Source organism: Chryseobacterium salviniae (assembly GCF_035819015.1).
Classification (GTDB): Bacteria; Bacteroidota; Bacteroidia; order Flavobacteriales; family Weeksellaceae; genus Chryseobacterium; species Chryseobacterium salviniae.
Map to the genome: position 1 here is coordinate 16,597 of NZ_JAYLAA010000042.1, position 12,638 is coordinate 29,234.

Consider the following 12,638-nt stretch of genomic DNA (forward strand, 5'->3'; position numbering starts at 1 on the left):
GAAAAAACTTTTATTTCTTTGAACCATTAAGATTCAATAAGAAATTAAGAATATTAAGGAAAGCCTAAAAATCAGAATGATTATCTTAATTAAGCTTAAAACCTTAATTCTCCTTAATGGTTTAATTTATTTTTCATCCAGATACACCAGAAATCCCTCAAAATCATCATCCTGGTTTTTCAGGACTTTAGCTTCTTTCATTTTCTTCTCCAGCCCGTCAATAAAAAAGCTTTTTTCAAAAAACTGACGATGAATCCCGGGAAGCAGCTCCATGAAATAATTCATCCCGAATGTATTGTTATGGAGATCCATCTTGGTTTCCAGCGGCTTATTGGGAAACAGTTCTTCATGAAGATCGGTCATTCTTTTGCAGAAGGCGAGTGCTTTTTCAGGAGATGAAACTTTACAGCAGTACATCATGATAAAGCAGCACCATAAAGCATGTCTGAAAGCATTTCCAATACCGTTGGTAGAAGCTGTTTTCGGAAATTTTTTCTGTGCAATGGAATAAGCCTGAAGCGTTGCATGAAAGCTTAATAAAGAAAAAAGAGGATGAGGAAGAACAAGCCGCAAAAGACGCATGATTTTTTTAAGGCTCATGCTCCGGATCGTATTGAAAAATATGCTGAATGTTCTCATCAATGAAAAATCTCTCCCTTTTCAGAGAGAGATTGTTGTATTTTGTTAAAGATTATGCCTTTAAAGTTAGCAGATTTACAGTTTTAGAAACAGTATCCTTAATTTCCGTTCTTTTCACGATAAAATCTACGAATCCCTTTTCCTGAAGGAATTCCGAAGTCTGGAATCCTTCCGGAAGATCTCTTCCGATGGTTTCACGGATTACCCTTGGCCCTGCAAAGCCAATCAGCGCACCCGGTTCCGCCATAATGATATCAGCTGTCATAGCAAAAGAAGCGGTAATTCCTCCGAAAGTAGGATCACAAAGATAAGCGATGTATAAAAGTCCTGCTTCCGAAAGCTGGGCCAGCTTCGCCTGAACTTTAGCCAGCTGCATCAAAGAGTACGTTGCTTCCTGCATTCTTGCTCCGCCGGACTGGCAGATAATCATATACGGTAGTTTTTTCTGGATACAATAGTCTACCGCCCTTCTGATTTTTTCGCCCATTACGGAACCCAAAGAACCTCCGATGAAAGCGAAATCCATACACGATACTACCATTTCAGTCCCTTTTACGGTTCCTACCGCATTTCTGATGGAGTCGGTAAGCTTGGTCTTAGCTTTAACTTCTTTCAGACGGTCTGCGTATGGTTTTGTATCTTTAAAGTTCAGCATATCAATGCTTTCAACATTAGCGTCCAGTTCCGTGAATTTGCCTTCGTCAAAAAGGATCTCAAAAAATTCCGCACTTCCAATTCTTACATGAAATCCATCTTCAGGAGAAACGTAATTGTTTCTTCTCAGCTCATCATGTTCCACGATTTTTCCTGACGGTGTCTGATGCCAAAGACCTTTAGGAACGTCTTTTTTCTGATCAGTTGAGGTCGTAATATTTTGTGCTTTTCTCTTAAACCACTCGAATGCCATATTCTAAATATAATTGATGTGTGATAAATGATAAAAGATGAACAACGGATATCATTCATCTTTTATTAATTATAATAATTTATTTAAGCGTATTTACGTTATTTAAATCTTCAAATGCCTGAACCAGTCTCTTAGAGAAGGTTTCTTCTCCTTTTCTTACCCAGACTCTTGGATCATAGAATTTTTTGTTCGGTTTTTCTTCTCCTTCAGGATTTCCGATCTGAGCTTTGAGGTAATCGATATTGTTCACCATGTAATCTCTGATGCCTTCTGTGTAAGCAAACTGAAGATCTGTATCGATATTCATTTTAATTACTCCATAATCAATGGCTTCTCTGATTTCTTCCAAAGTAGATCCTGATCCTCCGTGGAATACAAAGTTAATAGGCTTTTCTGCAGTTCCGAATTTTTCCTGAACATATTTTTGGGAATTATCCAGGATTTTCGGCGTAAGAACTACATTTCCTGGCTTGTAAACCCCGTGCACGTTTCCGAAAGCCGCAGCAATGGTAAAGTTTTCTGAAATAGCTTTTAATTTTTCGTAAGTATAAGCTACATCCTCAGGCTGAGTATATAATTTTGAATTATCAACGTCGGAATTGTCAACACCATCCTCTTCCCCTCCGGTAACACCGATTTCCACTTCAAGAGTCATCTGCAATTTTGCCATCCTCTCGAAATATTGAGCGGAAGTTTCGAGGTTTTCTTCCAAAGACTCTTCAGAAAGATCCAGCATGTGAGAAGAATAAAGAGATTTTCCTGTCTGCTTGTAGAATTCTTCGTTAGCATCCATTAATCCGTCGATCCAAGGCAATAATTTTTTTGCGCAGTGGTCGGTATGAAGGATTACCGTTGCTCCGTAAGCTTCTGCAAGAGTGTGAATATGTTTTGCTCCGGCGATCGCTCCTAAAATAGCTGCTTTCTGCCCGTCATTGCTTAATCCTTTTCCTGCATTGTAAGCAGCCCCTCCGTTTGAGAACTGAATAATAACAGGTGAGTTTAGTTTTGCTGCAGTTTCCATAACCGCATTTACGTTGCTTGAACCAATTACGTTTACTGCTGGTAATGCAAATTTGTTTTCTTTAGCATGCTGAAAAATATCAGTAACTAATTGACCTGTGGCAACTCCTGCCGGGAAAATTCTGCTCATGTTTTACTTTTTAATATAAATTATTAGGGTTTGTAAAATTCCTGTAAAGGTAATCATTTTTGCTTAATTCTTAATTTCTTTTGTCTTTGCCCCAGAGCAGCTTCTGACGGATGGTTTCGAAGAAGCTCAGGTTGTCCGGCTGTACGAGGAGAATCTGGAAATCGGCTTTTTTGATAATGATCTCTGTATCTGTTTCAATATGTATCAACCGGGAGTCTAAGGAAAGTGAATACTGTGGTACACGGCTTTCCACCTTGAATTTTATTTCCACTTTATCATTTACCACCAACGGCCGTACATTGAGATTATGAGGTGCAATTGGTGTAATGACAAAATTTTCGTTATTCGGGGAAATGATCGGGCCGCCACAGCTTAACGAATAGGCCGTAGAACCGGTAGGAGTGGAGACAATAACTCCGTCTCCCCAGAAAACATTCAGGAACTCATTATTAATATAAGAATCTACCGTAATCATAGAGGTGGTTTCTTTTCTGGAAACGGTAACATCATTCAATGCATAAGGAAAAAAGTCTTCAATTTCAGGGGAAATTACTTCAATGACCGAACGGCGGCTGGTTTTAACATCGCCTTTTAAAATAGAATCCAGTTCATTAAACGCTTCTTCTTTGGTAAAGCTCGCCAAAAATCCCAGTCTTCCGGTGTTTACTCCCACAATGGGAATTTCCAGATCTTTAATAAAGGTTAAAGAATTAACGATAGTTCCATCGCCTCCAAAGGTGAAAAACAGGTCGATTTCCTTATCCAGAAGATCCTTTCTGCAATTGAAGGTTTCGAAAATTTTTGAAAACTGAAGCGCTTCAGCCATTTCGTCAAATAAAACAGATTTTACACCCCTGCTTTCAAGCTCTGAAATAAATTTGCTTAAATATAAAAAGGTATCTAAATCTTTTTTCTGGGAATATATGGCTGCCTTCATTGGTTTTTATATTTCTATAAACTTTTGGAAAAACCCGAATCTGTCCTGAAGCAGATCTGATTTTTCATCAGAATAATACTTTTGCACAATCCGGTAATCGTACCGGTCGAATGTTTCATCAATGGAGCTCAGGTTTTCATTGCTTATTTTTATTGTTACCTGAATAAGATCATCAGACATATGGCTGATAAAGGCTCCGTAAAATCTGGAGTTGTTGCTTTCTACAATATTGGCGATTTCCGTCATGGAATACTTTCTGGCGGAAGTCTCAACGGTGAGGATAGCTCCGGATTCCGAAAACAACGGATATTTCGACAAATCCTGGAAGATGTCTTCACAGGTTACATAACCCAGGTATTTTTCATTCTTGTTGATAACCGGAATTACATTCGCATTGAAGGTATAAAACAACCTGATGCTGTCCATAATATTATTATCTTCAAGAATGGCGAAGCGCTCAATCTGGTGTTCGAGGTCTTTCAGGGTGCCTTCTTCTTCGTAGAGGAAATCTTCTGCAAGGGCACCGTAGAAATGATGTGATTTTTTAATAAAAATATGAGAATATCCAAACGCTTCCAGCGTATCTCTTGCTGATTCTATCGAGTCAGTCAGGCTAAAGCATGGAAAGTCTTTCGAGATATATTCCTTGATAAACATTGTGCTAATTTATAAAAAATTAAACGAAACTTTTTCCGAATGTCAAACTTTTTTTCTTTAAAAAATTAAAAAATGATTTTAAAATTTGTTAGTGACAAAAAATTAGGTATCTTTGTCGCCTTTCATTTTTACTTTTTATTAGATTTATTTCAAACTGCACTGTCTTTTAGGCATATGCAGTTTTTTTATTTCAGGGCTTTAGCAAATTCCCACATTACAATTCCTCCGCAAACACTTACGTTTAAGGAATGCTTGGTTCCCAGCTGCGGAATTTCAATAAAAGAATCAATATCAGGCAATGCTTCATCGCTGATTCCTTCTACCTCATTTCCTAAAATTATGGCATATTTCTTAGATTGATCAATAATAAAATCCGTAATCATTGTGCTGCCTGTTGTCTGTTCAATGCCGATCACTTCAAATCCTTCGGATTTTAACTCATTAATAACGGCGATTATATTATTTTCATATTTCCAGTCGACACTTTCTGTTGCTCCCAGTGCAGCTTTGTGAATTTCACGGTGCGGCGGCTGAGGCGTAATTCCGCAAAGAATAATCTTTTGGACCAGAAAGGCATCTGCTGTCCTGAAAGTTGCGCCTACATTATGCATGCTCCTGATATTGTCCAGAACAACAATTAACGGAATTTTTTCTACCGTTTTAAAAGTTTCCACATCAATTCTGTTGAGCTCTTCCAGTTTTAATTTCTGTACCAATTCTATTTTTTATTAATGGTTTATAAATATGTACGATTTCCTGATCATTTCAGATTTGTTATTTTCCTGAGCACATGATCTGATGAACACTCCTTTCAATATTCTGTGCGATTGTTTCCATCGGAATATCATTTTCATCGTTGTTGAACGGATCTTCAATTTCTTCGGCAATCATCTCAAGGCTCATTAAGACATAATATACAAAAACCGTAAGCGGAATCATGAAAAGGCCGATAGAAATAACATAGGCTACCGGCAAAGCCAAAACATACAGGATGATAAACTTTTTGACGAAAGAAGAGTAAGAATATGGAATCGGTGTGTTTTTAATACGTTCACAGCCGCCGCATACATCCAGGAACCCGGAAAGCTGGGTATCCAGATAGAGCATTTCCACATCAGAAATTTTGCCCTCTTTTTTAAGCTGATGAAGCTTGTGCGTCAGCAGGATCACAATTTCACTGGGACCGTGATGTTTGATATATTCTTCAATCTCGGAATAATCTTCGTCCAGCGCAAGTCTTGTAGATTCTTTTGAAAGATGCTTAGCCAAAAAGTGCGGGAAAAATTTCAGGTAGCGGGCAATCTGATCGGCATTTTTCTGGTCGTCGGCAAGAATCGTATTGATCTTAATCGCAAAGTTTCTGGAATCGTTCACGAGTTTTCCCCAGAGCTTCCTTCCTTCCCACCATCTGTCGTAAGCCGTATTCGTTCTGAAAACTAAGAGCAGAGAAAGCACGAATCCCAAAAGAGAGTGAATCATGCTTACATTGCTGATGGGTGATTTAGAAGAAAGATGAAAATATTCTACCTCAAGATATTCAATTCCCCAGGAATACAATCCTACCAGGATCATCGTCGGGAAAAGAATTTTCAGGGTATCGCTTTTATGCAGGCTGAAAAGGATTTTCAGGAAATGTTTGGTATTGTAAACTCTCATAAAATTGGTTGGTGGTACAAATATAAAATTTCGATTTTACTTTTGTTTTACGGAAACCATAAATTTTACAAGAGGATTTATTTTTTCTTTGCAAAAAGGAATACTATGGGATATTACAGAAAAGGGCACTTCAGAAAAGACGGAAAATGGGTGAGCGGACATTATGTAAGTACTTTCGGAGCGAAAAGAAGAAAAGCTAAAATGCCGCAGGGCTGTGCCGTGCTATTTCTGGGAGGAATTATTTCCCTGCTAATTTTTTTACTGAAGTAACACTAATAATAAATGATGAGTTATAGGGTGTGGGAAAATTTTTCCGAAATGTAAAAAAAACAGTACTTTTATTTCGTAATTAAAAACACCACACCAAATGATCCTTGGGAACGTAGACATTGTCAATGATATCAGCAAAGAAGATTTTCAGAACAACTATTTTAAAAAGCATAAACCTTTGCTCATCAAAAATTTTGCAAGCCGATGGGACGCTTTTGATCAATGGAATTTCGATTTTATCCGCGAAAAAGCTGGCGAGCAGGAGGTTCCGCTATACGATAACAAGCCTGCCGATGCATCCAAAAGTTCCGATGCTCCCGTTACCCAAATGAAAATGAAGGATTATATTGATACCATCAGAAATAAACCTTCCGATCTGCGTATTTTCTTTTACATTATTACCGACCGCCTTCCGGAACTTCTTAAAAATTTCAGCTATCCTGATTTGGGAATGAAGTTTTTTAAAAGACTTCCTACACTGTTTTTCGGAGGCAGTAAAGCGCATGTGCTGATGCACTATGATGTGGATTTAGGTGATTTTCTGCATATTCATTTTGAAGGAAAAAAGAGAATTCTGCTGTTTGATCAGAAGCAGTCTGCTTATTTATATAAAGTGCCGTTATCGGTTCACACGATCTACGAGGTAGATTACGAAAATCCAGATTATGAGAAGTTTCCGGCATTGAAACAGGCGCGGGGTTACGAAATTTTTATGGAACATGGGGATGCGCTTTTTATTCCAGGAGGTTTCTGGCATTTCAATAGGTATCTGGAACCCGGATTTTCCATGTCGCTTCGTGCATTGCCCAACAAGCCTGCTGTTTTTGCCAATATGCTGTATCATGTATTTATTATGCGATATACCGATAAGCTTATGCGAAAACTTTTTAAAGCGAAATGGGTGAATTACAAGCAGAAATGGGCATATGAGAAGAGCTCAGAGGCTTTGGCTAAGTATAACAATTAATTTTCTCCCGCGGAATTCACGGATTTTCAGAGGACTTTATATTTTTTAAGGCAAAAAAAATCAATTATTTGGGTGATCTGTGTGATCTGTGAGAAATTATAAAGCACTTTACTGCTAATATTTTATTTCCTATTTTTACCGACCAATTTTAAGACAGAATTTTAATGGCAAAGGCAACGAAGAAAGAAACCCCGCTAATGACGCAGTATAATACCATCAAGGCGAAATATCCTGATGCGCTTTTACTATTCAGGGTGGGAGATTTTTATGAAACGTTTGGCCAGGATGCCATTAGAACATCTCAAATTTTAGGAATTGTTCTCACCAAAAGAGCCAATGGGGAAGGACATATCGAACTGGCAGGATTTCCGCATCATTCTGTAGATTCTTACCTGCCGAAACTCGTGAGAGCCGGAATGAGAGTCGCCATTTGTGACCAGCTGGAAGACCCGAAAATGGTGAAAGGAATTGTAAAAAGAGGGGTCACGGAATTGGTTACTCCGGGTGTTACCTTCAATGATCAGGTACTTAATTCGAAGAAGAATAACTTTTTGCTTTCCCTTCATAAAGAAAAGGAAAAATTCGGGATTGCGTTGGTGGATATTTCTACCGGTGAATTTCTTGTGAGTGAAGGAAATCTGGAAAAGCTGCTTCATATTGTTCATACGTTTGATCCGAGCGAAATCATCTATCAGAGAAGTGTTCAGATTCCGGAACAGCTTAAAAGCAGGAGTGCTTTTAAGCTGGAAGACTGGGCCTATCAGTATAATTTTGCTTATGAAAAACTTACCAATCATTTTAAAACCAATTCATTAAAAGGTTTTGGGATTGAAAATCAGCAGCTGGCCATTACTGCAGCAGGAGCCATTTTTGCCTACCTGGTTGAAGATACGCATCACAATTTGCTGTCCCACATTACCAAAATTCAGATTATTCCGCAGGAAGATTTTCTGATGATGGATAATTTTACGCTGAGAAATCTTGAAATTGTTTATCCGAGCAATGCTCAGGGGAAATCTTTACTTGATATTATCGACAAAACCTCTACACCAATGGGAGGCAGGCTGTTGAGAAGAAGAATTATTTTACCGCTTAAGTCTGTGAATGAAATCAACAGAAGACTTTCCTTGATTGACTTTTTAAATGAAAATGATCATCTGAAATATGAGATTTCCCAATTGCTGAAATCAATTTCGGATCTGGATCGACTGATGGGAAAACTGGCAGCAGAAAAAATTTCTCCGAAAGAATTGGGGTACCTTCGTCAGAGTCTTATTAACATTCATAAAATCAAAGGATTGCTTCGTCATCATGCCGATGTACTGGCGTGGCTTGATCCGCTGTATGATCAGGAAGAATTAATCAAATGCCTTCAGAATCACCTGAATGACGAATTACCGGTGAATCTTGCCAAAGGAAATGTGATTAAAGACGGAATCTCTGAAGAGCTGGACAGGCTAAGAGGATTACAGTCGAAAGGCCGTGGCTTCCTTGATGAAATGTGCCAGCGTGAAATTGAAAGAACCGGAATTTCCAGCCTTAAGATTGATTTTAATAATGTTTTCGGTTATTATATTGAAGTAAGAAATACGCATAAAGACAAAGTTCCGGCCGACTGGCTCAGAAAGCAGACGCTGGTGAATGCAGAAAGATATATTACCGAAGAGCTCAAAGAATACGAAAGCCAGATTCTGGGTGCGGAAGAGAAAATAGGGGTTCTGGAAAATGAACTGTACCGGAAAGTCTGCGGAGATACCATCATTTACATGGACCAGATTCAGGAAAATTCACATATTATTGCGCAGCTTGATGTGGCGGTTGGATTATCCGAGCTTGCTGTTTCTGAAAGCTATACCAAGCCTGTTTTAAACGAAAGTTTCGCTATTGATTTAAAAGAAGCACGGCACCCAATTATTGAAAATGCATTGCCTTTAGGAGAAAAATATATTCCGAATGATATTTATTTAGATAAAGATTCTCAACAGATCATTATGGTTACAGGGCCGAATATGGCCGGTAAATCGGCCATTCTCCGTCAGACCGCAATTGTCTGCCTGATGGCGCAGATCGGAAGTTTTGTTCCGGCTAAACATGCGGAGATCGGAATTCTGGATAAAATCTTTACCAGAGTCGGGGCAACGGATAATATTTCGGCAGGGGAATCAACCTTTATGGTAGAGATGAACGAAGCGGCTAATATTCTCAATAATATTTCAGAACGAAGCCTTATTCTTTTAGATGAAATCGGGCGGGGAACTTCCACCTACGACGGGGTTTCCATCGCATGGGCCATCGCAGAGTACCTTCATCAGCATCCTACGCAGGCAAAAACGTTATTTGCAACGCATTATCACGAGCTGAATGAAATGACCGTGAATTTTGAGCGTGTGAAAAATTTCCACGTTTCTATTCAGGAGAACAAAGGCAATATTATTTTTTTACGAAAGCTTATTCCAGGCGGAAGTGAGCACAGTTTCGGGATTCACGTTGCCAAACTGGCAGGAATGCCTGCGAAAGTGGTTAACAGAGCCAATGAAATCCTGAAAACACTGGAAGCAAGCCGAGCTCAGGGCAGCGCTTCGGAAAGTATCAAAAGGGTAACGGAAGAAAATATGCAGCTTTCTTTTTTTCAATTGGACGATCCTGTTCTGGAAAACATCCGGGAAGAACTTACGAAAATTGATATCAATACTTTAACACCAATAGAAGCTTTAATGAAGCTGAATGCCATCAAAAAAATGATTGGAGGATAAGCAAGATATTGTTAAATACCTTTGATATGTTTTAATGCTTTTTCAATGTCAACGGAAAAGTATAAAGATACCGTACGGGTTCGCCGTTCACTGTTGCAGGTTTCCATTTTATAAATAGTCTTCTCACGGCTGTTTCTGCAGCGTCCGAATGTTTCTTATCGCTTCCTGTTGCAGTTACAAATTTTACATATCCGTTTTTTTCAACAATGAAATAAACCTTTGTGTCAATACTTTTTGACTTTACGTCAATAATATCCATTTTTTCTGCAAACTGCCTTTTGAAGTTTTCCATTCCACCAGGGAATTCAGGAGCGGTATCTGCTTTAGTAACGACATCATCAAGCTTCATTTTCTTTTTTAAAATTTCATAATCCGGAAGCTGGGAAACCGAACCGTATTCCTTCTGTGAGAATAGAAAAGTACTGAACAATACCGTTAAAACAAACAAAATCTTCTTCATATTCTGTAATTTGATGAGTTGGAACAGCAAAAATAACACCGAAAAGCCTTTTTGTGAATAAGGAAATATTAATTTGACCTGATGATTTTGGTTCGGCGCCGAAGGCGCCGAACCAAAATCATCAGAATTAAAAAAAGTAGAAATTGCAGTTAAATAAACCTAACATCCTTAAAAATTCAATATCATTGCAGCAAATAATCATCCGGATGATCAAATTAAAATTTAGCCTTACTTATTTCCTGATCAGCTTAGTCATTTTTATCATCGAGGTGTTGATCGCCACCATATTCAGCAAAATATTCTTCGTAAGGGCTTACCTGGGTGATGTATTTGTTGTTATGCTGCTTTTTACGCTCGTAAAATCATTTATTATCATTAAAAACAATTACAATCTGATTTTGGGAATATTCCTGTTTTCCTGTCTGGTAGAATGGACACAATATTTTCACATTGCCGAAAAGCTTGAATTACAACCGGGCAGCATTATGTATATTATTATCGGAAATTCTTTTTCGTGGATTGATATCATATGCTATGCGGCGGGATGCCTGCTGTTGTTTCTTGTTCCTAAAAAATAAACAATTATCTTCCGAAACTGTCATATTTATCCTCCGCATACTTAATGAAACGGTTCAGCAAGGCTACATTTTCCTTTTCCAGAGTAGACAGATCATTATCTACGTTATCAGAAACCGGAATGTACCAGTCGGTCTGTTCAAAGAAATTACGGTAGGTTGCTTTTTTAAATGAATAGCCGTGGCGTGCAAACACTGAGTTTTTAATAATTTCCATATCCAGCTTACGGAGATTTTTGAGGTCTTTTTCGGTTAACTTCTGTTTGGAGGCGTTGAGTTTGAAAACGGCATCAGAAGCGATTCTGTTTTTGGACGCGGTGTAGGTTTCCGTTTTTCCTGTTTCTTCATCAGTATATTTTTCAACAAAACTTTTCGGGTTTTCCCAGTCGATGAGGTCGTTGTCTGGGCTTAGCATAAAATTAGGATTGTATACAAACTCTTTTTTTACAAGCTTTACTGTTTTCAAGGGTGCTTTTACTGCGGTTTTATTAAATGCATTCCACGTTCCGGTAAGACTGTCATTATTGAGTTTTACCTCAAACCTTCCATCGGTTTTATCATTTCCCGGTTCATTAAGGATGAAAGATTTTGCCGCGTCATTAAAAACTCCGCGGAAAGGGCGCTGGTTTCCTTCTACAATACTTTGTCCGTACACACTGTCTTTCGTGATTCTGTTGATTTTCAGGGCAATTCTTTTGTAAACTTCGCCTTCGTATTCTTCCCCAATTTCAGGAGTAATCATTTCTTTTCCGGCAAAGTCTCCCATGTAAATTCCATAATATTCTTTATGAATTTCACTTGTAACGGCAGAGTCTTTCTTTGCGGTTAAGCTGTCTTTGGTGTTGTTTGTGGTTTCTGCTTCTTTTTTACAGCCTGTTAAACTGATTATAAGCGAAGCCGTCAAAAATAATTTTAAATTTTTCATATTCAGTTGTTGTTTATTTTAGTGTTGATTTAATTCAGATATATTTTTTAGCAATTAAATATTCAATGAGCAAAAGGTTCGGAATCCAACCCAGCCATGCGATGATCTGGTAGGCATCCATCGGATTCGGATGAAATAAATATACCATTATTACTTTCCACATTCTTAATGTAACCGCAGAAAGTGAAAGGGCAAAGCTCCGCCACATCCAATGCTTATGTTCTTTAAATTTTTTCTGCCGGGCTAATTGATAGGCCTTAAAAGTAGAAAACCACCATAAACAGCCCAATATAACAAATGAAATTTTAGAATAGATGCCGCCGTTGGCAAATATCCCTATGTAAATTCCGGATGGCGCCGCAAAAATGAGAATTAGGAAAATGTAAAATTTTCCGAAATTTTTATGGAAATTCCTGATTCCGAAATCTTTTCTTATGATTGCTGAAAATCCGCTTAACAGTACAAAAATGCTTGTGTAAACGTGTGTATAAAAAAAGTATAAATATTCCGGTCTGTTGGTAACTTCCGTTTGTTTGATCATCAAAAAACTCACATCGGAGCGTAACGGAATATATTCCAGCGTGATTTTAAGCATCAGCCAAAAGAAATATCCAAACCCGATCATCAGAAGGATTTTAAACGTGTTTGAAATATTTTTTTTGAGTGAAAGCATTTTTGTTTTTAAATACTAATATCACAAATTTTACACAATGGTCATCAATAATTTGTGTTATTAGTGAAA

General features: G+C 38.0%; 14 protein-coding genes. 4 read left to right on the top strand and 10 right to left on the bottom strand.

All coding sequences use genetic code 11. The annotated features are described in order from the left end of the window. Positions 1-126: 126 nt before the first annotated feature. The 7 genes from SOP96_RS12420 to SOP96_RS12450 form a co-directional block, all read right to left on the bottom strand. Positions 127-639, bottom strand: coding sequence for a DUF6973 domain-containing protein (locus SOP96_RS12420; RefSeq protein WP_326321258.1), 513 nt, complete (start codon positions 637-639; stop codon positions 127-129). Positions 640-691: 52 nt separating this feature from the next. Then, positions 692-1,546: an acetyl-CoA carboxylase, carboxyltransferase subunit beta gene (accD, locus tag SOP96_RS12425; protein WP_326321259.1), complete on the bottom strand. Its 855-nt coding sequence runs from the start codon at positions 1,544-1,546 to the stop codon at positions 692-694. Positions 1,547-1,625: 79 nt separating this feature from the next. Next, positions 1,626-2,696 carry a class II fructose-bisphosphate aldolase gene (gene fbaA / locus SOP96_RS12430; protein WP_326321260.1) on the bottom strand — a complete coding sequence of 357 codons (1,071 nt, stop codon included), beginning with the start codon at positions 2,694-2,696 and terminating at the stop codon, positions 1,626-1,628. A gap of 70 nt (positions 2,697-2,766) precedes the next feature. Further along, complete coding sequence (locus tag SOP96_RS12435) at positions 2,767-3,633, bottom strand: NAD kinase (protein ID WP_326321261.1); 867 nt, start codon at positions 3,631-3,633, stop codon at positions 2,767-2,769. A 6-nt stretch (positions 3,634-3,639) separates the two neighbouring features. Then, the gene (locus SOP96_RS12440) at positions 3,640-4,290 is read right to left on the bottom strand and encodes a CBS domain-containing protein (protein WP_326321262.1); all 651 of its coding nucleotides are present in this window, start codon (positions 4,288-4,290) and stop codon (positions 3,640-3,642) included. Positions 4,291-4,475: 185 nt separating this feature from the next. After that, positions 4,476-5,006: an RNA methyltransferase gene (locus tag SOP96_RS12445; RefSeq protein ID WP_326321263.1), complete on the bottom strand. Its 531-nt coding sequence runs from the start codon at positions 5,004-5,006 to the stop codon at positions 4,476-4,478. A gap of 58 nt (positions 5,007-5,064) precedes the next feature. Beyond that, the gene (locus tag SOP96_RS12450) at positions 5,065-5,946 is read right to left on the bottom strand and encodes a bestrophin family protein (RefSeq protein WP_326321264.1); all 882 of its coding nucleotides are present in this window, start codon (positions 5,944-5,946) and stop codon (positions 5,065-5,067) included. A gap of 105 nt (positions 5,947-6,051) precedes the next feature. On the opposite strand from SOP96_RS12450, the gene SOP96_RS12455 reads away from it, so the two are divergent. The 3 genes from SOP96_RS12455 to mutS all read left to right on the top strand — a co-directional run bounded on the left by SOP96_RS12455 (position 6,052) and on the right by mutS (position 9,936). Beyond that, positions 6,052-6,216: a hypothetical protein gene (locus SOP96_RS12455; RefSeq protein WP_326321265.1), complete on the top strand. Its 165-nt coding sequence runs from the start codon at positions 6,052-6,054 to the stop codon at positions 6,214-6,216. Positions 6,217-6,313: 97 nt separating this feature from the next. Continuing rightward, complete coding sequence (locus tag SOP96_RS12460) at positions 6,314-7,183, top strand: cupin-like domain-containing protein (RefSeq protein WP_326321266.1); 870 nt, start codon at positions 6,314-6,316, stop codon at positions 7,181-7,183. A gap of 164 nt (positions 7,184-7,347) precedes the next feature. After that, positions 7,348-9,936 carry a DNA mismatch repair protein MutS gene (gene mutS, locus SOP96_RS12465; protein ID WP_326321267.1) on the top strand — a complete coding sequence of 863 codons (2,589 nt, stop codon included), beginning with the start codon at positions 7,348-7,350 and terminating at the stop codon, positions 9,934-9,936. Between the two features lie 31 nt (positions 9,937-9,967). Here mutS and SOP96_RS12470 read toward each other — a convergent pair whose 3' ends face one another. Then, a complete protein-coding gene (locus tag SOP96_RS12470) occupies positions 9,968-10,396 on the bottom strand; it encodes an energy transducer TonB (RefSeq protein ID WP_326321268.1) in 429 nt (142 codons plus the stop codon). A gap of 206 nt (positions 10,397-10,602) precedes the next feature. Here SOP96_RS12470 and SOP96_RS12475 point away from each other — a divergent pair, with 206 nt between their 5' ends. Beyond that, a complete protein-coding gene (locus tag SOP96_RS12475) occupies positions 10,603-10,974 on the top strand; it encodes a ribosomal maturation YjgA family protein (protein WP_326321269.1) in 372 nt (123 codons plus the stop codon). Between the two features lie 4 nt (positions 10,975-10,978). Here the strand turns inward: SOP96_RS12475 and SOP96_RS12480 are convergent, their stop codons facing one another. Both SOP96_RS12480 and SOP96_RS12485 read right to left on the bottom strand, forming a co-directional pair. Next, positions 10,979-11,896, bottom strand: coding sequence for a YARHG domain-containing protein (locus SOP96_RS12480; RefSeq protein WP_326321270.1), 918 nt, complete (start codon positions 11,894-11,896; stop codon positions 10,979-10,981). A gap of 34 nt (positions 11,897-11,930) precedes the next feature. Next, positions 11,931-12,569, bottom strand: coding sequence for a DUF2306 domain-containing protein (locus SOP96_RS12485; protein WP_326321271.1), 639 nt, complete (start codon positions 12,567-12,569; stop codon positions 11,931-11,933). Positions 12,570-12,638 lie beyond the last annotated feature (69 nt).

What these genes read in the sequence shown, in the direction of transcription:
- SOP96_RS12420 (WP_326321258.1), bottom strand. Translation starts at nt 639, where the DNA reads ATGAGAACATTCAGCATATTTTTCAATACGATCCGGAGCATGAGCCTT.
- accD (WP_326321259.1), bottom strand. Translation starts at nt 1,546, where the DNA reads ATGGCATTCGAGTGGTTTAAGAGAAAAGCACAAAATATTACGACCTCA.
- fbaA (WP_326321260.1), bottom strand. Translation starts at nt 2,696, where the DNA reads ATGAGCAGAATTTTCCCGGCAGGAGTTGCCACAGGTCAATTAGTTACT.
- SOP96_RS12435 (WP_326321261.1), bottom strand. Translation starts at nt 3,633, where the DNA reads ATGAAGGCAGCCATATATTCCCAGAAAAAAGATTTAGATACCTTTTTA.
- SOP96_RS12440 (WP_326321262.1), bottom strand. Translation starts at nt 4,290, where the DNA reads ATGTTTATCAAGGAATATATCTCGAAAGACTTTCCATGCTTTAGCCTG.
- SOP96_RS12450 (WP_326321264.1), bottom strand. Translation starts at nt 5,946, where the DNA reads ATGAGAGTTTACAATACCAAACATTTCCTGAAAATCCTTTTCAGCCTG.
- SOP96_RS12455 (WP_326321265.1), top strand. Translation starts at nt 6,052, where the DNA reads ATGGGATATTACAGAAAAGGGCACTTCAGAAAAGACGGAAAATGGGTG.
- SOP96_RS12460 (WP_326321266.1), top strand. Translation starts at nt 6,314, where the DNA reads ATGATCCTTGGGAACGTAGACATTGTCAATGATATCAGCAAAGAAGAT.
- mutS (WP_326321267.1), top strand. Translation starts at nt 7,348, where the DNA reads ATGGCAAAGGCAACGAAGAAAGAAACCCCGCTAATGACGCAGTATAAT.
- SOP96_RS12470 (WP_326321268.1), bottom strand. Translation starts at nt 10,396, where the DNA reads ATGAAGAAGATTTTGTTTGTTTTAACGGTATTGTTCAGTACTTTTCTA.
- SOP96_RS12475 (WP_326321269.1), top strand. Translation starts at nt 10,603, where the DNA reads ATGATCAAATTAAAATTTAGCCTTACTTATTTCCTGATCAGCTTAGTC.
- SOP96_RS12480 (WP_326321270.1), bottom strand. Translation starts at nt 11,896, where the DNA reads ATGAAAAATTTAAAATTATTTTTGACGGCTTCGCTTATAATCAGTTTA.
- SOP96_RS12485 (WP_326321271.1), bottom strand. Translation starts at nt 12,569, where the DNA reads ATGCTTTCACTCAAAAAAAATATTTCAAACACGTTTAAAATCCTTCTG.